Origin of the sequence: Enterococcus sp. AZ109 (assembly GCF_051714625.1) — a bacterium.
Taxonomy (GTDB): Bacteria; Bacillota; Bacilli; order Lactobacillales; family Enterococcaceae; genus Enterococcus_A.
In genome coordinates this window covers 2,432,723-2,453,622 of record NZ_JBIOSF010000001.1, presented here as the reverse complement: position 1 = coordinate 2,453,622, position 20,900 = coordinate 2,432,723, and the positions used below count along the sequence as shown (strand labels likewise).

15 protein-coding genes are annotated in these 20,900 nt (G+C 40.8%); 4 read left to right on the top strand and 11 right to left on the bottom strand.

What is annotated here, in order from left to right; translation table 11 throughout:
* Window positions 1-65 precede the first annotated feature (65 nt).
* The gene (locus tag IGI42_RS11855) at window positions 66-1,442 is read right to left on the bottom strand and encodes an MATE family efflux transporter (RefSeq protein WP_438716054.1); all 1,377 of its coding nucleotides are present in this window, start codon (window positions 1,440-1,442) and stop codon (window positions 66-68) included.
* 4 nt (window positions 1,443-1,446) lie between these two features.
* Entirely contained in the window at window positions 1,447-1,872 is a 426-nt protein-coding gene (locus IGI42_RS11850) for a MarR family winged helix-turn-helix transcriptional regulator (protein WP_438716053.1), read from the bottom strand.
* Window positions 1,873-2,025: 153 nt separating this feature from the next.
* Between IGI42_RS11850 and IGI42_RS11845 the strand changes: the two genes are divergently transcribed.
* The 3 genes from IGI42_RS11845 (at window position 2,026) to IGI42_RS11835 (ending at window position 3,191) form a co-directional block, all read left to right on the top strand.
* Complete coding sequence (locus tag IGI42_RS11845) at window positions 2,026-2,328, top strand: hypothetical protein (protein WP_438716052.1); 303 nt, start codon at window positions 2,026-2,028, stop codon at window positions 2,326-2,328.
* Window positions 2,329-2,721: 393 nt separating this feature from the next.
* On the top strand, window positions 2,722-3,069 hold the full coding sequence (locus IGI42_RS11840) for a hypothetical protein (protein ID WP_438717070.1): 348 nt from the start codon (window positions 2,722-2,724) through the stop codon (window positions 3,067-3,069).
* Entirely contained in the window at window positions 2,976-3,191 is a 216-nt protein-coding gene (locus tag IGI42_RS11835) for a putative immunity protein (protein ID WP_438716051.1), read from the top strand. The genes IGI42_RS11840 and IGI42_RS11835 overlap by 94 nt, the downstream gene beginning before the upstream one ends.
* 49 nt (window positions 3,192-3,240) lie before the next feature.
* On the opposite strand, the gene IGI42_RS11830 is transcribed toward IGI42_RS11835, so the two are convergent.
* Both IGI42_RS11830 and IGI42_RS11825 read right to left on the bottom strand, forming a co-directional pair.
* On the bottom strand, window positions 3,241-4,671 hold the full coding sequence (locus IGI42_RS11830; protein ID WP_438716050.1) for a 6-phospho-beta-glucosidase: 1,431 nt from the start codon (window positions 4,669-4,671) through the stop codon (window positions 3,241-3,243).
* A 22-nt stretch (window positions 4,672-4,693) separates the two neighbouring features.
* Window positions 4,694-6,079: a 6-phospho-beta-glucosidase gene (locus IGI42_RS11825; protein ID WP_438716049.1), complete on the bottom strand. Its 1,386-nt coding sequence runs from the start codon at window positions 6,077-6,079 to the stop codon at window positions 4,694-4,696.
* 229 nt (window positions 6,080-6,308) lie between these two features.
* On the opposite strand from IGI42_RS11825, the gene IGI42_RS11820 reads away from it, so the two are divergent.
* Window positions 6,309-7,226 (top strand): MurR/RpiR family transcriptional regulator, encoded by a 918-nt coding sequence (locus IGI42_RS11820; protein ID WP_438716048.1) that lies wholly within the window; start codon window positions 6,309-6,311, stop codon window positions 7,224-7,226.
* A gap of 25 nt (window positions 7,227-7,251) precedes the next feature.
* On the opposite strand, the gene IGI42_RS11815 is transcribed toward IGI42_RS11820, so the two are convergent.
* The 7 genes from IGI42_RS11815 to IGI42_RS11785 all read right to left on the bottom strand — a co-directional run bounded on the left by IGI42_RS11815 (window position 7,252) and on the right by IGI42_RS11785 (window position 20,893).
* A complete protein-coding gene (locus tag IGI42_RS11815; protein WP_438716047.1) occupies window positions 7,252-9,153 on the bottom strand; it encodes a beta-glucoside-specific PTS transporter subunit IIABC in 1,902 nt (633 codons plus the stop codon).
* A gap of 25 nt (window positions 9,154-9,178) precedes the next feature.
* The gene (licT, locus tag IGI42_RS11810; protein ID WP_438716046.1) at window positions 9,179-10,021 is read right to left on the bottom strand and encodes a BglG family transcription antiterminator LicT; all 843 of its coding nucleotides are present in this window, start codon (window positions 10,019-10,021) and stop codon (window positions 9,179-9,181) included.
* A 358-nt stretch (window positions 10,022-10,379) separates the two neighbouring features.
* Entirely contained in the window at window positions 10,380-12,389 is a 2,010-nt protein-coding gene (gene metG, locus IGI42_RS11805) for a methionine--tRNA ligase (protein ID WP_438716045.1), read from the bottom strand.
* 254 nt (window positions 12,390-12,643) lie between these two features.
* Window positions 12,644-14,014, bottom strand: a complete 1,371-nt coding sequence (gene fumC, locus IGI42_RS11800; protein ID WP_438716044.1) for a class II fumarate hydratase — start codon at window positions 14,012-14,014, stop codon at window positions 12,644-12,646.
* Between the two features lie 198 nt (window positions 14,015-14,212).
* Window positions 14,213-18,043 carry a 5'-nucleotidase C-terminal domain-containing protein gene (locus IGI42_RS11795; RefSeq protein WP_438716043.1) on the bottom strand — a complete coding sequence of 1,277 codons (3,831 nt, stop codon included), beginning with the start codon at window positions 18,041-18,043 and terminating at the stop codon, window positions 14,213-14,215.
* Window positions 18,044-18,222: 179 nt separating this feature from the next.
* Window positions 18,223-18,669 carry a D-aminoacyl-tRNA deacylase gene (gene dtd / locus IGI42_RS11790; RefSeq protein ID WP_438716042.1) on the bottom strand — a complete coding sequence of 149 codons (447 nt, stop codon included), beginning with the start codon at window positions 18,667-18,669 and terminating at the stop codon, window positions 18,223-18,225.
* A 10-nt stretch (window positions 18,670-18,679) separates the two neighbouring features.
* The gene (locus IGI42_RS11785; protein WP_438716041.1) at window positions 18,680-20,893 is read right to left on the bottom strand and encodes a RelA/SpoT family protein; all 2,214 of its coding nucleotides are present in this window, start codon (window positions 20,891-20,893) and stop codon (window positions 18,680-18,682) included.
* Window positions 20,894-20,900 lie beyond the last annotated feature (7 nt).

Here is a 20,900-nt window from a genome sequence, read left to right as displayed (position 1 = left end):
GCTTTTTCTACAAAGCTTCTACCCATGCTTCGTTCAAAGTCTTAAATGATCACGTCACCATTGCCTTATTGAAGATCCAATCGTTCTTGAGCGTGCATCTCTCTTTTTAACTTTTTCGCTGCTCCGATGTACAATGTGCCAGTCAATAACACGGACACAGCATCAGAAAACGGTGCGGAATACAAGATACCTTCCAAGCCCCAAATATTGGAGAATACGAAAATCGCAGGTAGCAACAATAAAAACTGACGAGTTAACGTCAAAATAATTGCAATGGTCGTTTTACCGGTCGCTTGGAAATAATTGGACGCCACGATTTGGAAGCCAATGACTGGCAAACAAGTAAACCAAGCTTTTAAAGCAAATGAGCTAAAAGACATTAACTCGGGATCACGGTTAAACATCGAAACCAGTAGTTCCGGTGCTACGCGAGTAACGATCCAGCCGATCACGACGATTGTTGTTGCAGCCATGATAGCAATTTTTTGCGCCTGCCACACGCGGTTGAATTTCTTCGCCCCATGGTTGAAACTGATAATTGGCTGCGTTCCTTGCACAAGTCCTGTAATCGGCATTAAAAGGATCGTTTGAATACTGTTTACAATTCCCATACCAGAAACTGCGATATCACCGCCATAAGCCGTTAAATTCACGTTCAACACAACATTTAGTAAACTGTTGGCCAATTGAATGAAAAACGAAGGCAGACCTAGTCCAGTTAAACGAGTAGCAGTACGCCATTTTAGCCGCATGTTCCTAACATGAATCTTGTGACGGCTGCGTTTGCCTTTGAAATACGCTAAGATCCAAATCATCGAAATAAATTGTGAAAGAATGGTTGCCCAAGCAGCCCCGGCCATCCCCATATCAAAAAGATAGATAAATACCGGGTCCAACACAATATTAACACCTGCTCCCATGAACATTGTGATCATAGCAAGCTTTGGTTGGCCATCCGCCCGCATGAAGTTATTCATCCCTAGACTAACAATTTGAAAGACAGCTCCAAAGAAAATGATCCGCATGTACTCCATTGAATAAGGCAGTACCGTTGCGCTTGCACCAAATAAAGTTAGTACCCGTGTTAAAAATAATTGCCCCAGCAGCATGAAAGCTAATCCGCTGATAATTAATAGTGTAAAAGCATTCCCTAGCGCTTCTTCAGCTTCGTCGGGTTTTCCTTCGCCTAGTTTGATTGAAAATAGTGTTGCTCCCCCGACGCCAAACAGCAAGCCAATTGCAATTAAAATAATCATAATCGGAAAGCCGATCGTAATTCCTGCCAGACCATTTTGGCCTAAGCCTGGTGCATTCCCAATATAAATCCGGTCGACTACATTGTACAAAGCATTAATGACCATACCAATAATTGCTGGAATTGAAAATTGAATAATTAATTTTGATACCTTCTCGATCCCTAATGGATTTTTACTTTCTTCCATTGCTTCACCCCTCATGTTTTTCGACTTTTTCAACAATATCTAACAAACTATTGTAAATAAATTCCTGTTGCTCTGCATCGAAATCTTCTAATAAAAATTGATTCCACTCCTGCAGTCTTTCCATAATCGTCGGCTTAATTGCTGCTCCCTTTTCGGTAACTGACACTAGGTTATACCGTTTGTCTGCGGCATCTTTTTCCTTGATTACATAATCTTTTTTCATTAACGATTGTAGCGTTCGAGTGATCGATGCCTTATCTAATTGCAGGTAGTGAGCAATTTCATCTTGAGTAACCTGATTGTTTTTGTATAGATACATCAAAACGGCTTGTTCACTGGCTGTCAGATCGTAAGTCGTTAACGCTTCATTTAAGTACGCCTGATTTTTACGATACAGAATCGAAATCAATCGCCCTAAGCTTTTTGCCATAAGAACACCTCCATCTTCATACTATGAACAATTAGTTGCGTTGTCAACTATTTTTTAGCGGATAAGCATTAATTTTGTCGCAATTTTGACTATTTGTTAGTATGGGGCTGAGGAAGACTTAATTGAAATTATTATCGAAAGGAAGTGAGAACAATGACAGCCGTACGAGCGCCTTTTCTTAAAACTATTATGCCTTACAAGGAAGCCGAAGAACTAACCTTTTACTGTGCTTCATCAATGGTGAGTACCCACCGAATCACTCCCTATCAGAAGGCAAATGGTTCTTTATTTTACATAGCTGAATATTTATATGGCACACCGGCTACTATGTGGTGTGAGCAAGACTTCATCATTGCCTGTGCTTATTTAAACACACAAGATCTCGAAATGTACTTCCAATTACCTAATAATCGGTTCGAAAAAATCGTTTTTGAACGGAAACTTTCAGCTTTGTAAGGTTACCGATCCGCTTTGTAAGTAGTTTCTCTTGGGTTCTCTTGGTATGATAGATACAACAAGAAGGACAAAGGAGATTGATGAAAATGGATCAAGTATTAGTAACAGCAGCAGCAGTAAGTGCGATGTTAATCGTTAGTTTAATTCGTAGAAGACGCAACCTAAATAAATAAAATCGTTTAGGAGGTTGTGACAGAAGTGTTCAGCTCCGAGAAATAAGCCGCATAATCGCAAAAATATGAGAAGCTATTTTTGCGATTATGCGGCTTATTTCGTAAAAGAGCTACTTCAGTCACATCGATTATTCGGTTTTCAGCGGCTGTGACGTTTTATGTCACAGCCACTTTTTTGTTATAATAGCCTGTAAAAACGATGGTTGTTGGGAGGCCTGTCATGGATCAAACTTACTGGTGGAACACTCACGAACAGCTTGAAAAAAAACAATTACCGACCGCCCCCAAAATTAAACTATTAGATGATCCGCAGCTACGCCTCCAATTGGAAGTAACTCTAGAGCAACTTCCCCATGCATTAATCGCTGAGTGGTCAATTCAACAGGCGCTGCTTTACTTGCGCTATTTAGAACCACCTTTACAAAAAGATCCAAGAATTCAGCGAGGGATTGGAACACTGCAGCGGCGAATCAGTTGGCACAAGAATCCTCATCGGAACTTAGCAAATACGCTGCACGCATCTTCGCTCAAGCTGTTGCTACCGATCACATGCGGGGACATGCCTTAGTCTCAGCAGACTACGGAATTAAAGTCATCAATCTACTTTTTCCTATGGACTTATTACAGGTGACACAGCAGCGAGAAATGCAGCTAGCTAGCGCTCGTCATTTTTTAGCCCACAAAAAATAGCGTGAGTAACAGCAACGGGGGCTGCTGCTGCTCACGCTATTTGTACTAACTAATTGCTTAAATCTTGTCCATTGGTTTCGATCACTTTTTTGTACCAATCGAAGGATTTTTTCTTGCTACGTTTCAAGGTTCCGTTGCCTTCGTTATCGCGGTCAACATAGATGAAACCATAGCGTTTTTTCATTTCACCAGTTCCCGCTGATACTAAATCGATACAGCCCCAAGTTGTGTAGCCTAAAAGCTCTACGCCATCTTCATCCACTGCATCACGCATTGCTTGAATATGGGCCGCAAGATACTCGATACGATAATCATCTTCTACATAACCATTTTCATCAGGCGTATCGACAGCACCTAAGCCGTTTTCTACTACGAATAATGGTTTTTGGTAACGATCATAAAGGTCATTCATCGTAATACGTAGACCTAATGGATCAATTTGCCAGCCCCACTCGCTTGCTTCCAAGTAAGGGTTCTTCACAGAAGCGAAGATGTTGCCTTCGGTTTGGTCCAACAATTCTGCATCAGTAGTTGAAACACGAGAAGAATAGTAAGAGAAAGAAATGAAGTCAACTGTATGAGCCTTCAACAATTCTTTATCGCCTTCCTCCATTTTGATTTCGATGCCTTTGCGTTCCATTTCTTTTAATGCGTATGCAGGATATTCACCGCGAGATTGTACATCGATGAAGAAGTAGTTTTCTCGGTCATCCGAGCGTGACGCCCAAACGTCCTCTGGTTTTGGTGAATACGGATAGTAAGCACCAGCTGCTAACATACAGCCGACTTGGTTCTCTGGGTCAACTTCGTGAGCAATTTTAGTTGCCACTGCCGAAGCCAATAATTCATGGTGTGCGGCTTGATATTTGATTTGCTCTACATCATCGCCTTCTTCGAAATAAAGACCTGCGCCCATAAATGGTGCATGCAAGATCATGTTGATTTCATTAAAAGTCAACCAGTATTTTACTAACCCTTTGTAACGAGTGAAAATCGCTTTACACAAGTTTTCGTAGAAGCCGACTAATTCACGGCTGCGCCATGCGCCATATTTTTCCACTAAATGCATTGGGCAGTCAAAGTGCGTAATCGTTACTAAAGGTTCGATGCCGTGTTTTTTACATTCTTTGAACATGTCTTCATAGAATTTCAGACCTTCTTCATTTGGCTCCGTTTCGTCGCCTTTCGGGAAGATACGGCTCCAAGCGATTGACAGACGGTAAGTTTTAAAGCCCATTTCAGCAAATAGAGCAATGTCTTCTTTGTAATGAGTGTACATATCAATGGCTTCTTTAGCTGGATAGAAATGCTCGTCATCAAATTCAAACATTTTCTTTTGTCCGCTGATAACTGGGAAACGATCCTTACCGATTGGTACAACGTCCACATTTGCTAAACCGCGTCCGCCTTTGTCATAGCCGCCTTCACATTGATTGGCAGCTGTTGCGCCGCCCCATAAAAAGTCTTTTCTAAATCCCATGTTTTATCTTCTCGCTTTCTGTTTATACTTCTCGTAATGATTTTGCTACTTCGTCTTGTACTTCGATGCCTTCGTTTTCTAGGCGTTCGATGGTTTCTTTGAAGTTTGGTAAATGTTTCTTGTGGGCAATAAATAATTCATCCATGATTCGTTTGGCAGTTTTACCCGAGCGAACCATTGGGTTGATCGTAAATGCTTGTAATGCCGTATTGTAATCACCAGTTACAGCAGCTTCCAGCGTTAATAATTCCATGGCTTTCATTACTTGCAGCCACCCGCGTTCGGCAGTTGGCAATGAACCAAAGGCAACATTGCGAGCACCCTGTCCGCCGATGTAAGCTGATACTTCTACTACGCAATCGGCTGGCAGGTCAGGAACCGCCCCGTTATTTTTAGTTGAAACAACTAATTGCGTATTTTTATTAGCATAGATTGAAGCAATGGTTTCACAAGCTGCATCTGAGTAATAAGCGCCGCCGCGTTGTTGTAATTGTTCAGGCTTGTAATCCAACTCCGGATCTTTGTACAGCTCAAACAATTCAGCTTCAGTTTGTTTGACTTGCTGTGCTCGTGTACCTGTTGGACTATCGTACTCTTCCAAGGCATGCTCCAGCATTTCTTCTTCTAAATAGTAGTAACGGTGATAGCCGCAAGGAATCATTTTCATTTGTTCTAACAATTCACGTTGGAACGGAATGTCATGGATGTTCTTTGGCAGGCCAGTTTCGCCTTCGTACATTTTATCGACAATTTCCATTGTTACATCTTTGCCATGGTTGTCGGTCACTTTATGCCAGTGGAAGTGGTTTAAGCCGGCAAACTTGTAAATCAGTTCTTCTGGCTTTCTACCTAATAATTCGGGCTCCACCATCGTTGCCATAACAGGTACGTTACATAAACCGATAACTTTGTCCCATTTCCCATAACGAACAACCGCTTCAGTTACCATACCGCTTGGGTTGGCAAAGTTAACCAGCCACGCATCTGGACATAGACGCTTCATGTCTTCAACGATCTCCAAGATAATCGGAACAGTTCGGAAGGCTTTAAACATACCACCAGCACCATTGGTTTCTTGTCCCAGCATGCCGTAATAAGCTGGAATGCGTTCATCTTTGATCCGAGCTTCTAATAAGCCAACCCGGAATTGAGTCGTAACAAAATCCGCATCCTTTAAGGCTTCTTCCCGGTCTAAAGTCATGTAGATCTTCACGTTGTAAGGAGAAGCATCCCACATCCGTTGAGCCATTGCACCGACGATTTCCAGTTTTTCTTTACCTGCCTCAATATCTACTAACCAAATTTCACGAATTGGTAATTCGTCGTAGCGTTTGATGAAGCCTTCCATTAATTCTGGGGTATAGCTGCTGCCGCCACCGATTGTCGCAATTTTCACACCTTGGGTCATTGAATTCTCTCCTTTGTTTTTATTTACAATATGATTATCAACCATGTAAATTATCCGCACAATAGAAAACGCTTCGATTGCATCGCTGTTTACAAACATTCACGAAAATCCGAATCTATTTGTAAATATCGTTTATACATCGGTGAAAAATCCTGACTTACACTGTTCAAACCTCGAAATATCATTTACAATAATTATACAATTTTTGTAAAAACCGGAGGTGACCCACATGTTACTTAGTGAAAAAATGAAACAAACCGATTTTTCAACGGCTGAATCAGCTTTAGTGAACTATATTTTGGGACAAGGTATACTAATTGAAGAGAAAACGATCAAAGAAATTGCTCAAGCAACGTTTGTACATCCCTCTACCCTAATTCGAGTGTCGAAGAAGCTGGGGTTCGATGGCTGGGTAGAGTTGAAGGGAGCCTTCTTAGAAGAATTAACTTATTTTCAAACCTACTTCGACACCGTGGATGCTAACCTGCCCTTTGATCCCAACGATGGTTTAATGACGATTTCCAATAAGGTAGCGACCTTGGAACGCACAACCATTGATGACACATTGAGTCTGCTGAATCATGACAATCTTCAAAAGGCAAAACAGCTATTGCTGAAAGCTAATCAAATTAAGATTTTCGGCAGCAATGCCAATACCTTGATTGCTCAAGATTTCGCCCTGAAAATGCGCCGAATCAAAAAGAATGTGACCATTTCTCAAACCATGGGAGAAAATGCCTATGAAGCCTACAATTGTCACCCCAAAGATTGCTGTATTTTAATTTCTTATACCGGCGAAAATGAAATGATCGTCCAGACTGCTGAAATTTTACAAAAACAGCAGATTCCCATCATCGGTTTAACTAGTATCGGTGAAAATTCACTAGCGGCTGCCAGCGATGCAGCTTTGCGATTAACCACTCGTGAACGTTTGTATTCCAAAATTGGCAACTACACAATTAATACTTCTATTTGTTACTTGTTGGATGTGTTGTACAGTTGTTGCTTTGCTGAGAACTATTCTTTGAACCTCAATCATTTGATCAAAATCGGTGAACACGTGGATACCCGCAAGTCCAGTTCTTCTATTATGGAAGAATCTACGGAAGCGCGGATCCACTTCACAGAATCTTTTCGCCCGAATTAAAGGAGGGGAATTCCCCTCCTACTTTTTATACTAAGACCGTCAACAGATCATCGTCATTGCAAACATCTTTTTTATCAGAATCAATGATATCTAAGTAGTCTGCCGAGTTGGTAACAATGACAGGTGTTTCCACACTGTACCCTGCTGCTTCAATCGCTTCTTTATCAAAGCTGACTAATTTTTGACCTTTTTTCACTTTGTCCCCTTGTTTTACATGGGCAGTGAAATGTTTACCGTCCAATTGAACGGTATCTAGACCGATGTGAATCAATAATTCTAGACCATTTTCAGAGACTAAGCCAATAGCATGTTTTGTTGGGAATAAGGTCATCACTGTGCCATCAAATGGTGCAACAACTTCCCCTTTAGTCGGATGAATCAATACACCTTTTCCTAAAATACCTTCAGCAAATGCTTGATCTTTTGCAGTAGATAAAGGCATCATTTGCCCTTCTACGGGTGATTGGATTGTTTCTTTACGAACACTTAAGCCTTCACTTTTTTCTGGCTCATCAACAACAACTGCATCGTCTTTCCAGAAAAGCATGGTTACAACGAAACTAAATACCATCGCAATACCAACAGCGACAAATTGACCGATCATATGACCTACTTCATTGGTTTCAGTGTTGATGTGGTTAACAAAGCCGAATACGCCTAAACCACCCATAACATAGCTTTTCGCACCAAACAATGCGGTAACTAATCCACCAATCGCCGCACCAATCATTGAAATGATGAATGGTTTCTTTTTAGGTAAAGTCAAGCCATAGATCGCTGGTTCGGTTACCCCGAAGAATCCTGAAATAACTGCTGGGATACATAATTCTTTTAATTTTTTCTCTTTCAGCTTGAAGTACATTGCCATAACAACGGCTGTTTGGGCAAAGCTGGCAGAAAATGATGCTGCTAAGATAATATCAGAGCCTAATGTTTGAATATTGATCATTGCTAATGGAATCAAGCTCCAATGCAAACCGAAGATAACCAATGGCTGCCAGAAGAACCCTACCACGACACTCATTACAATTGGCGAGAAATCATACAAGGCAGTAAATCCAGCGCCTAAGATATTTGTCGCAAAGGTAATGATTGGGCCGATAATCAAGAAACCAACGAACATTGAGATAACAATCGTAAAGAATGGTACCAAGAAAGTTTGAACGATTTCTGGAATAATTTTCTTAGCAAATTTTTGAACATATTTCGCAAACCAGACTACCAAGATAACTGGAACTACACTACTTGTGTAGTTATTAGCAATAATTGGTAAACCAAATACTTGGATATAGACAGGGCTTTCAATAATCGTCCCTTGGAACAACGTCATCAAAGGTTCGCCGGCTCCAACTGCTGCTGCTTGGATTGTTGGGTAAACCAGGGCTGCACCAATCGCGATACCAGTAAATTCACTAACTTTGAACTTACGAGCAGCAGTCAAACCGATCAAAATTGGCATGAAGTAGAAAATACTATCGCCAACAGCAGTAAAGAACAAGTCAGTCCCTGAAAGAGCTTCATACCATCCTAAATAAAGGAACAGCGCATTGAAACCCTTCAGCATACCGCAGGCACATAATGCGCCCAAGAATGGTTGGAAACAGCCGCTGATGACATCGATTAATTTATTGAAAACATTGGTTGAGTCCTCTTCTTCTGAGCTGCTGCTGTTGCCACTGATACCTGCAACATCTAATACGTCGTCATATACATGAGGAACATGGTTGCCGATAACCACTTGATACTGGCCGCCGCTCTTCATTACGGTTACGACGCCGTCCATATTTTTCAATACGTCGTCATTGGCTTTGCTTTCGTCCTTTAATTTAAATCGTAAACGTGTAATACAATGGGTCAAGCTGTTAATATTATCTTTTCCGCCGACGTTTGCGACAATTTTTTCTGCTAAATCATGGTATTTTCCCATGAGGTAATTCCTCCCTTTATTGTTGTCATGTATCGACCTTTTGGACAAGTCGTGCAATGTGAATCGTTAAATACAATTTTTCATCGTTAGACATTGGATACTGGTATTTCTTTTGAATAAATTCAGCGATTTTTTCTACACACTGATAGGCATTTTTATATTTCTTTTGAATGATCAGCAGCAACTCATCGTCGGTTTCATCGGATAGTTGATTTTTGCTCATAATACGAGAAGCAAAGAACCGTAAATGAGTAGTGAATCGGTAAAAATAGACCGAGTCTTCTTCAAACTGAACTTTAAAATAATAGCTGGTAATCTGGATAATCTCTTGCATCAGTTCGGTTAGTTCGTACACATCTTCGTTATCAGCTTCGGTCTGGGCATTCACTAGGTGTAAAGCAATATTTCCCGCTTCATCTTCCCCAAGATCAACCCGATACTTCTTATAAATATTAGCAACCGCTTTCTTGCCAATGGCAAATTCTTCCGGAAAGAAACGTTTAATATCCCATAGTAATAAATTGCGGAGACGAACGCCTGATTTTACTCGTTGAATCGCTGAATACAAGTGATCGGTAATAGAAATATAAAGTAAATCGCTTAATGGATCTTTCAAAACTTCTCTTGCATCTTCAATAATGTCATTGGCCAATTCTAAATAGCTTACCGGAACGTCTTCCAATAATTCCTGCAGTTTTTGAGATAACTCATTGTTTGCTAAACGATATTTCTTATCAATACATTCTTCTGAAATCTCATCTCCCACTTTTTTTTGAAAGGCTAGACCCCGGCCCATTACCACGATTTCGTTATTTTTTGAATCGGTGGCAATTACAACGTTGTTATTCAAGATCTTCTGGATCTGCATGTAAAGCTTCCCCCGTTCTACGCTGTACGTTGCAGAGAAATGAATGATTCTTAATTTTTCTCTCACTAAAATGATAGATTGTTTAGTAATTGGTGTCAATCAAACTTTGGGCTGCTCGTGTTTTTTTTCACCTCCAAAAAAGCAACAAAAAAACCCGACGAACGCACGACAAAAAAACTTGTCTTACGTCATCAGGTTTAGCTTGTATTTAAACAATCACTATCCATCACTGGTCTATTTAATTCATACTCATCTTAGCAAATGTAGAAAACGCTGTCAATAACTTTTTTTCAAAAAAATATAATTAATTACTAAAAAAGACTTGAAACCATAAAATATGATTCCAAGTCTTTTATATTTATCCTACAATTGAGCCATTGGGCATATCTTTAGGAGCTTCAACAACTTTTAAGGAACCATCTGGGGCTTCAGCAGACAGAATCATTCCTTGGCTGATTTCACCGCGCATTTTACGTGGTTTCAAATTAGCTACAATGATCAATTTTTTACCAATTAAGGAAGCTGGATCAGCATAGTATTCCGCAATACCAGAAAGAATTTGGCGATCTTGCTTGTCACCCGCATCTAAACGGAATTGAAGTAACTTATCAGCACCCTCTACTTTTTTACAATCAATGACTTCGGCAACTTTCAACTCAACTTTATCGAATACATCAAATTTGATTTCCTTATCCTTCACAGAAACTAACTCTGTTTCTTCTGGATTCCATTTGATAGCAGATTCTTCAGGTTGGCTGCCTTCACTCATTTTTTGCTTGATGTAAGCAACTTCTTCTTCCATATCCAAACGGGGGAAGATAGGTTTGCCTTTAGGAATTACCTTAGTATTTTCTGGGAATTCACCAAAATGGATTTTTTCAAGCTGCATCATTTCAGTATTCAAGCCAAGCTGTTCGAAAATTTTCTTCGGTGCTTGTGTCATGACTGGCTGCAGGAGAATTGCGACAATTCGTAAGCTTTCCGCTAAGTGAACCATCACACTATCCAGTTCATCTTTTTTCTCTTCGTCTTTTGCCAAAATCCAAGGTTCGGTTTCATCGATATATTTATTCGCACGAGAAACCAATACCCAAATTTCCGCTAAAGCCGTATTGAATTCCATTTTTTCCATTGATTCACGGTAACGACCGACTACATTAGCCGCCGTCGTGGACAATTCACTGTCAAATGGTGTAACCAATGATTTATATTTAGGTACCACACCACCACAATACTTATTAATCATTGCTACTGTTCGGTTCAATAAGTTACCCAGATCATTGGCCAAATCATAATTAACTCGTGAAACAAAATCTTCCGGGGTGAAGACACCATCAGAACCAAATGGCACTGCCCGCAACAAATAGTAACGTAATGCGTCTAAGCCATAACGTTCCACTAGCATTTCTGGATAAACGACATTGCCTTTTGATTTAGACATTTTTCCGTCTTTCATCATTAACCAGCCATGACCGAATACTTTTTTAGGCAAAGGCAAATCTAGTGCCATTAACATAATTGGCCAGTAAATAGTATGGAAACGAACGATTTCTTTTCCAACCATTTGCACATTAGCCGGCCAGTATTTTTGGAACAGGCTATCATCCTCTGAACCATACCCTAAAGCAGTAATATAGTTAGATAATGCATCGATCCAAACATATACGACGTGTTTTGGATTAGCATTTACTGGGATTCCCCAAGCAAATGTCGTCCTCGAAACCGCCAAGTCTTCTAAGCCAGGTTTAATGAAGTTATTGATCATTTCGTTTTTACGAGATTCTGGTTGAATAAACTCAGGGTGTTCTTCATAATACTTCACTAAGCGATCCGCATATTTACTCATACGGAAGAAGTAAGATTCTTCCCGAACCAATTCAACTTCGTGTCCACTTGGCGCTTTCCCACCAATGACATTGCCTTCATCGTCGCGATAAACTTCTTCTAATTGGGTTTCAGTGAAATATTCTTCATCAGAAACAGAGTACCAGCCTTCGTATTCGCCTAAGTAGATATCCCCTTGTTCTAGCAGCTGATCAAAGATTTTTTTCACACCTGCTTGGTGATACTCATCGGTGGTACGGATGAATTTATCATAACTAATATCTAGATTTTTCCATAGTTTGGTAATGTCTGCTGCCATTTTATCAACATATTCTTTAGGCTCAACACCTAATTCTTCAGCTTTTTTCTCAATTTTTTGACCATGCTCATCGACACCAGTCAAATAGAATACGTCATAACCCATCAGACGCTTGTACCGAGCTACTGCATCACAGGCAATCGTTGTATACGAATTTCCAATGTGCAGTTTACCGCTTGGATAATAGATCGGTGTTGTGATATAAAATGTTTCTTTCTCTGCCATGAGGCTCCTCCTTTGATCACAAATCATTCTTTGCTAGTATACCACAATTTCTATTTACAGTAGGTGATTTTTACTATTACTAACGTGTTACATCCTCTTGTTTAGCAAGCCTTAGCTCCCTCAAAGCGATTGCTTCCAGCAACTGTTTATCAAAGGCTGACTAACCTGTTAAAAATCACTAGTCACACATTCTGATCCACTCGTAAAATCAGTATTTCAATTAGCTGTAACCTGTTTTACAACTGAGGGTTCCTCTAGTTTTTGTCTCCAATCATCTTTTCAGGACGTACCCACAGGTCATACTCTTCATCGGTTACATATCCTAGTGTCAATGCAGCTTCTTTTAGAGTGGTTCCTTCATTAAAGGCTTTTTTGGCAATCTTTGCTCCTTTGTCATAACCAATATGACTATTTAAAGCAGTCACCAGCATCAAGGACTGGGATAAAAGCTCAGCCATACGCTCCTTATTGACAACGATCCCCACTAAGCAATTGTCGGTGAAAGATTCTAGCGCATCCGCTAGCAACCGAATGCTTTGTAAAAGATCAAAAGCAATCACCGGCAAATATACATTCAACTCAAAATTCCCTTGAGAAGCAGCAACGCCAATCGCTGTGTCGTTGCCCATTACTTGCACCGCCACCATCGATAATGCTTCACATTGGGTTGGGTTGATCTTGCCAGGCATGATCGAGCTGCCAGGTTCATTGGCAGGAATGGATATTTCACCTAATCCACTACGGGGACCACTCGCTAACCAGCGCACATCGTTGGCCATCTTCATACAGTTAGCGGCCAAAGCTTTCAACGCACCACTTGTAAATACTACCGCATCACGATTAGCTAAGGCATGGAATTTATTTTCTTCACTGATAAAATGAATGCCAGTTTCAGTATGCAAGAACTCTAGAAACGCTTCTTCATAGGCAACAGACGCATTCAACCCGGTACCCACCGCTGTTCCGCCAATTGCCAGTTGCTTCAACTCAGCCAAGCTATCGATTAACATTTTGCGGTTACGTTCCAAGCCCACTCTCCAGCCGCTGACTTCCTGAGCGAAAGTGACAGGCGTTGCATCTTGCAGATGAGTCCGTCCAATTTTAATAACTTCCCGATTGGCTTCTTCCAATTCTATTAACGCAGAAACTGCTTTTTCAATCATAGGCAACAGACGTTTTTCAATTGCCAAGCTACCTGCTAGATGAATTGCGGTCGGAAAAACATCGTTAGAGCTTTGAGACATATTTACGTCATCATTAGGATGGACTTGTAGCGTGCCGTCACTAGCTAAATGGGCGATCACTTCGTTGGCATTCATATTGCTCTGCGTGCCGCTGCCGGTTTGCCAAACAACTAAAGGAAACGCATTCCAGCGTTTTTCTTGCAATAACTGGTCCGCTGCTGCTTTGATTGCCTCAGCCTTCTCATTGGATAATTTACCTGTCACCTGGTTTGCCGCAGCAGCAGTCTTTTTAACAATGACTAACGCTTCTAACAATTCAGGTGGCATCTTTTCCCCACCGATTTTGAAATTTTGACGACTTCGCTCCGTTTGCGCTCCCCACAAAGCATCAACTGGTACCTCAATCTCACCCATTGAATCTCGTTCTACTCTCGTCTGCATTGCATTGCTCCTTTGACTTTTTTTTAATTATCACCTATTTTCTTCACTTTTGGTAGTTTTCCTTGCAAAAAAGACCCGAAACCTTTGAAAAAGTTCGGGTCTAGGTTAAAGTCAGCCAATAAATAAAGTTATATCTTTAGCAGACTTCATTGATTATTCGTCTAACGCTTAATTTTCTGAAAAAATCTTGTCTCTATTTTAAGAAGCTTTTTTACGGTTGTACCAAACCCAAGCGCCTGCTGAACCTGATACTAACACAAGTCCAATTAAGCTGTAAGAAACAATCTTTTCACCGGTACTTGGCAAGTTTTTGCCAGTACTTGTTTGCTGGACTGTTTGGGTTTTCGCACCCGTTTGAGGAACTACTCGGTCTTTTCCGTTATCCCCATCTCTTCCATTCTGACCGTCTTTCCCATCTTCGCCGTCTTTTCCCGGCTCGGGTGCAGGTTTGTTCATTTCATTGAATTTTGCTTCTGAGATAGGAATAATTCGATCTTTAGACAATTCGACTTGGTAATCGTTTAGGTCGACGTTGTTTTCATCCAATAATCTAAGTTTTGTGGCACTTTGCAGATAATTAATCAGAACTTCGTCTAGTGACGGTCCTTCTTCACGAGAGCCCCCTAACATGTTGTAGCCATCTCCACCAGCTGCTAAGAAATCATTGGTAGCCATGTTATATGTTTTATTACTATCGATTTTCTCAAATTCTTTCGTCTCACGGTTATAGATTTCAATTTGCAGTACCCGTTCACCAACTTGTTTATCCGTTGAACCACGCTTATTGGAATCGTAGTAGAATTTCACTGTTTTAGAAACGTGCAGGAAGCCGCCGTTCACGCCTAATAAAGGTTGCCCTTCTTCGTCTGTAAGAATATTCCCTTCAGCGTCTTCTTGAACTTTCGAACGAACAGAGTATTCAAACATCTCTTTGATTTGTGAACCCTTAACTTTGATTTGGGAAATGCTATTACCAAATGGCATAACCGAAATAATATCCCCTTTGGTGATTGGTCCAGCATTAATATTTTCCCGGATACCGCCGCCATTTGTCATAGCAAAGTCAGTTGGTTCACTAAAACCTTCTTGACCATAAGCCCACATAGCATCGCCGATTAAGTTTCCTAGATTTGTTTCACGTGTCCGAACATTTTCCCGTTCACCATTAAAGAATACTGTGTTGTTAGGCACTACGATTTCGCTGTTCGCAAGGTCGAAATCAGCTTTAGCTGCTGCTACCAAGGCTGCTACCTCTGGATCAGCTTCGTAACCACTTAACGCTGTATAAGAATGTAGTTTAGCCGTATTGTTTGTCGGATCAGTTGGATCAATTGTTACTTCGCCAATATTGTTCAAGTAATTCCCCGTTTGAGCATATATAACCTTGCCGAAGCGTTGCCCACTTTCAGAATGAGAGTGCCCATCTAGAAAGACAATATTTTTATCATCATATGCTTTATCTAATTCTTTTGCGACAAAATCTCCCCGCCACTCTTTTGGTGTGGTTTCATCAATGCCTAAATGTCCAGCAACAATATATGCGTCAATTCCTTGTCCATTTAGCCGATCGATTTCAGCCTTCACAATCTCTAACGGATCTTCAAATGTCACTCCTACAACGTTCTTCGGATGGGTCTTCACAGCTGTTTCTGGTGAAGTAACTCCGATAATTGCAATTTTCTTGCCATTTTTCTCAACAACCGTAGAAGCATCAAAGGCTGGGTTGCCGTCTTTGAATGTATTCGCTGACAAGATTGGGAAGTTCAGTAATTCTTTGTATTCCATTGCCACATCGTAGCCGAAATCAAATTCATGGTTCCCTACTACCATCGCATCGTAGCCGATACTGTTCAATACCTTCGCCATTTCACGTCCTTTAGAATGGTTGGAGATAGGCAATCCTTGGAAAACATCTCCGACATCAATCATTAGGGTCGGTGCAAAAGTATTTTTAACTGTTTTTAGTTTGGCCATTCCTAAGGTGTTGTTTCCAGCATTTTCTTCTAAGCGGCCATGAATATCATTGGTATGCATAATAGTAAGAGGCTGATCTGGACTTTCACCTAAAGCAACCCGAACGTCAGCTTTAGTAAGCGGAACTACGTTAGGTGTCCTGCCGTCAGCTGAGGGTTGAATTGTCAGCTTCCCTTCATCAACAAGTTGTTTTGCCAACTTACGCCACTGTTGATCGAAATCTGTGCCGATCACTTCCCAATTATCTTCTAGCTCATCTTCGGCTTTGAGGGTTTGTTTTTCTTCAATATATTTGACAATTAATCCGCGCAACGTTTGTGGATCAGTATTCATTAATAGGCTGTCAGGTGCTAGAATACCTGAACTAACTAGACCTTCGTAGCGATAATTATTAATCGCAATGGTATATTCTTTGGTTAATTCAATCGGTTTCTCGTTGATCGTTGCACTTATCCGTTCACCCACTGGTTTTGAAACATCTATAGTGTAATCAACACCTGAGAATATATCGTAGTTATATACCCGAATCGCCGAATTAAAACTTAACGTTAAATCGGCAGGCTTCGGTGCATTGTAGTAAGCGGCTTGATTCTCCATATACTCCAGCAATTTTTCACCAGTAATTTTGGCTTTAACTAAAGTATTAGGATATTTGTAAATATCAAAGACATTCGAATAAGTTAATGTTCCTTCCGGTAATTTACTATCAGCTTTGAACAGTGCGGAGGCAGATAAATCTGCGCCGGTTACAGAACGTTGCACGTTGTTGATTAACGAAATCATCGCAGTCGGGCGCAATTGCGCCTCTGGAATCCCTTTAATTTCATCTGCTGGCAAGAACTCTCCTACGGCTGTGCCAATCGGCTTATTGATAAAATCTTTAGTCGTATTATGATAATCTACCGTTAAATCTTTCAATGCTTGGTCCGCTTCATATTTTGTAGTATCCACAATTTGAGAGCCGCCACTTTTGACAGTCCATTCGTCGCCTTCTTTAGCCACAGTTAAATCAATTTGCATCATTTCAGTTCCCGTGTCTTTCGGGCCTGCGATTGGGATCTGTTTGCCATCAGCTCCAGTCACAGTTTCAGCAAAAGAGCGATGGTCATGCCCAAGTAAATAGGCATCAATTCCACTAACTTCATTGATCACCGTGTCAGCGGCAGCAGCGGGATCAGCATCTTGCCTTCCCGCATGGATAGAAGCTACCACAATATCAGCACCTGCTTCTTCCAGTTCTTTAACGGCTTTTTCAGCCCCTGTTTTTAATGCTTCAAAGGTTAAATCCGCTACTTTATCCCCATCCCAATTTGGGATATGCGGGGTAGTTAAACCAATCACGCCGACACTAATGTCTTTTTGTCCATCTTCATCTAGATCCAAATCTTTTAATGTTGTGCTACCTACAAACTTTGTATTGTCAACTTTATTGTAGGTGTTCGCTGAAAGCAGCGGAAAATTCGCTTCAGTTTCGATTTTTTTAATCAATGGCAAACCAAAGTTGAATTCATGATTACCCAGCACCATCGCATCGTATTCCATGTAGTTCATCGCTTTGATCATTGGATGGGGCTCATCCTTCAGATCTTCTTTTGTGTTATAAAGATCATCTGTTAAAATAGTTCCTTGAACCATATCGCCATTGTCAATTAAGACCGTCCCAGTCGGATTTTTGGTCCTAGCATCTTTAACAGCTGCGCTTACTTGCGCCAATCCTACTGGCGTTTGGGCATCATCCTCATAAGAATAATTCCATAACTGACCGTGTACATCTGAGGTACCCAGAATCGTTATTTTTTGATCGCCACTAATTGCCTTTGGTATCGCTTTTCCTTCAGCTTTTTTCGCTGTACTTTCAGACGTACTGTTTTGCGTTGCTACCTCTTGCGTCGAACTTTGTGTCGTTGCCGTTTCAGATGATACGACTTCTGATGTTTCTTGTATGGTCAGCTCTTCAGCAACTGCCAAAACCGGTGCTGCTGTACCCAACAGCAATCCCGCTACCAACGAAACGTGACACGCTTTTATCAAGCGCTTCCATTTTTTATTTTTCATTTTTTTCCTCCTTGTTTGAAATATGACTACATTCTATCAATAAATGAGGAAATCAGCTAGAGGTGTCCTGATTTTCTCGTCAATATTTTATTTTTTAAGGCCCTATTTATTTACACTAAAAAAGCCCCTTAAGTTAGTTTTGCTCTAACTCAAGGGGCATATTTTACTGGTGAAAACTTTTACTTGTTTTTTGTATCAAAAATAATTGTAACAGGACCATCGTTGACTAACGCTACAGCCATGTCACCACCGAATTCGCCAGTTTCCACGATTAATCCTTGCTGACGAAGCCCTTCATTAAAGTAGTCGTATAGTGGAATAGCCGTTTCTGGACGAGCGGCTTTAATAAAACTAGGTCGATTGCCTTTTTTAGTATCAGCATACAATGTAAATTGGGAAATGCTTAAAATACTGCCGCCGATGTCTTGGATCGACTGATTCATTTTACCCTCGGCATCTTCAAATACGCGTAATAAAGGGATTTTTCGAATTAAATAATCCACATCCTCTTGCGTGTCTTCTTCATGAATTCCTAGCAAAATCATATAGCCTTTGTCAATTTTACCGATAACCTGCTCATTAATCGTTACCGAAGCCTGGCTTACTCGCTGAATTACTGCTCGCATGTGTGCCTCCTTAACCTTTAGTTCGTTTTACACTATAAACATCGGGAACCGTTTTGATCTTATCAACGATTGAGTATAGGTGACTCAAGTTTTGGATTTTGATCGTTAAACGAATCATCGCCATTTTGTCTTTGGTAGGTTTAGCTTCAACGCTAACCAATTGTTTCGTTAAGCCACTGACTATATTTAGCACATCATTTAGCAAACCGTCCCGGTTAAATCCATAAATTTCTAAGTCTGCATTGTAGTCCTGCTTGATGTTAGATGTATCTTCCCATTCAACTTCGATTAACCGTTCTTGAATACTCTTCTGGCTAGTGATATTTGGGCAGTCGCTGCGATGAATCGAAATCCCGCGCCCTTTTGTGATATAGCCAACAATCTCATCACCTGGCACAGGATTGCAGCAATGGCTAATGCGGATCAGCAGATTGTCGATCCCTTGAATCACAATGCCGCCTTCATGACGTACTTTGATTTTCTCAGGCTCTTTCTTCGATGGCTGGTTAACCAGCTCATCCACTGCTTCTTGTTTCTTCTGCTTCATTTGTTCGCGACGTTCTTTTTCAGTTAGGCGATTTGAAAAAGTCAATGCGCTTAATTCACCAAAACCAATGGATGCATACATATCGTCTTCACTGTGGAAGTTGAATTTATCTAAAGTTTTTTGCATATTGTCTTTGGTTAGAACTTCTTTTGGTGTAAAGCCCATGTCATTTAGACACTTAACAACCGCTTCATGCCCTTTTGTGATATTTTCTTCGCGATCTTGGGTTTTAAAGAAACGTTTGATCTTATTACGAGCTTTGCTGGTTTTTACCATACTTAACCAATCACGGCTAGGTCCAAAGGAATTCGGTGACGTCATAATCTCAATGATATCGCCATTCTTCAGTTTGTAATCTAGTTGAACCATCTTACCATTTACTTTGGCACCGGTTGTTTTATTCCCAACATCGGTATGAATACTAAAAGCAAAATCTAACGGACCAGAGCCTTTAGGCAGTTCGGTTACATCTCCCTTTGGCGTAAATACGTAAACCTTATCGCTAAAAATATCCCCTTTAACGCTTTCCATAAATTCAGAGGCATCATAGCTTTCATCTTGTAGTTCTAAGATTTCTCGGAACCAGTCCAACTGCTTGCTGTCGTTATTCGTATCTAATTTATCTGTCTTGCCTTCTTTGTAAGCCCAGTGAGCAGCGACCCCGAATTCAGCAATTTGGTGCATTTCATGGGTACGAATTTGGACCTCTACCGGATTACCGCTAGGTCCGATAATCGTAGTATGCAAAGATTGATACATGTTGGCTTTAGGCATAGCGATATAATCTTTAAAACGACCGGGCATGGGTTTCCACTTCGTATGGATAGCTCCCAGCACAGCATAACAATCTCTAATCGAATCGACAATCACTCGAATTGCTAACAAATCATAAATTTCATCGAATTGTTTCTTTTGATCCCGCATCTTACGATAGATGGAGTAAATGTGTTTCGGTCGACCATAAATATCGCCTTCGATTTCTAATTCTTTTGTTGCTTCCTTAATTTCTTCCACGGTTCCTTTGACGTAAGCTTCGCGTTCTTCTCGCTTACTCTGCATCAAATGAACGATCCGGTAATACTGTTTTGGATTCAAATAACGTAACGCTGTATCCTCTAGCTCCCATTTGATCCGACTCATCCCTAAGCGATCTGCTAAAGGCGCATAAATTTCCAATGTTTCCCGTGCGATCCGCCGCTGCTTATCGTCTCGCAAATAACGCAAAGTACGCATGTTATGCAGACGGTCAGCCAGCTTCACCATGATTACGCGTAAATCCTGAGCCATTGCCAGTAGCATTTTTCGGTGGTTTTCAGCCAATTGTTCTTCATGGGACTTGTATTTGATCTTCCCTAATTTCGTTACACCATCGACTAATGAAGCGACATCTGAACCAAATTCTCTTTGCAGATCTTCCAGAGTTACTTCGGTATCTTCCACAACATCGTGTAAAAAACCGGTCGCCACTGTGTGAGGATCCATATGTAAATCTGCTAGAATACCTGCTACTTGAATCGGGTGGATAATGTAGGGTTCGCCAGATTTTCTGATTTGTTCTTTATGTGCTTCAAAAGCATATTCGTAAGCTTTTTTAACAAAAGCGACGTGTTCTTTGCTCATATAGCCAGCGACCAGCTCAATCACATCTGATCCTGTTAATTCTATATCTTTTGCCATCGGACAT

Excerpts from the sequence above, each read along its gene's own strand:
- IGI42_RS11795 (WP_438716043.1), bottom strand. The coding sequence starts at position 18,043 with ATGAAAAATAAAAAATGGAAGCGCTTGATAAAAGCGTGTCACGTTTCG.
- IGI42_RS11785 (WP_438716041.1), bottom strand. The coding sequence starts at position 20,893 with ATGGCAAAAGATATAGAATTAACAGGATCAGATGTGATTGAGCTGGTC.
- IGI42_RS11820 (WP_438716048.1), top strand. The coding sequence starts at position 6,309 with ATGTTACTTAGTGAAAAAATGAAACAAACCGATTTTTCAACGGCTGAA.
- IGI42_RS11815 (WP_438716047.1), bottom strand. The coding sequence starts at position 9,153 with ATGGGAAAATACCATGATTTAGCAGAAAAAATTGTCGCAAACGTCGGC.
- licT (WP_438716046.1), bottom strand. The coding sequence starts at position 10,021 with ATGCAGATCCAGAAGATCTTGAATAACAACGTTGTAATTGCCACCGAT.
- IGI42_RS11850 (WP_438716053.1), bottom strand. The coding sequence starts at position 1,872 with ATGGCAAAAAGCTTAGGGCGATTGATTTCGATTCTGTATCGTAAAAAT.
- IGI42_RS11855 (WP_438716054.1), bottom strand. The coding sequence starts at position 1,442 with ATGGAAGAAAGTAAAAATCCATTAGGGATCGAGAAGGTATCAAAATTA.
- IGI42_RS11825 (WP_438716049.1), bottom strand. The coding sequence starts at position 6,079 with ATGACCCAAGGTGTGAAAATTGCGACAATCGGTGGCGGCAGCAGCTAT.
- metG (WP_438716045.1), bottom strand. The coding sequence starts at position 12,389 with ATGGCAGAGAAAGAAACATTTTATATCACAACACCGATCTATTATCCA.
- IGI42_RS11845 (WP_438716052.1), top strand. The coding sequence starts at position 2,026 with ATGACAGCCGTACGAGCGCCTTTTCTTAAAACTATTATGCCTTACAAG.
- fumC (WP_438716044.1), bottom strand. The coding sequence starts at position 14,014 with ATGCAGACGAGAGTAGAACGAGATTCAATGGGTGAGATTGAGGTACCA.
- IGI42_RS11840 (WP_438717070.1), top strand. The coding sequence starts at position 2,722 with ATGGATCAAACTTACTGGTGGAACACTCACGAACAGCTTGAAAAAAAA.
- dtd (WP_438716042.1), bottom strand. The coding sequence starts at position 18,669 with ATGCGAGCAGTAATTCAGCGAGTAAGCCAGGCTTCGGTAACGATTAAT.
- IGI42_RS11830 (WP_438716050.1), bottom strand. The coding sequence starts at position 4,671 with ATGGGATTTAGAAAAGACTTTTTATGGGGCGGCGCAACAGCTGCCAAT.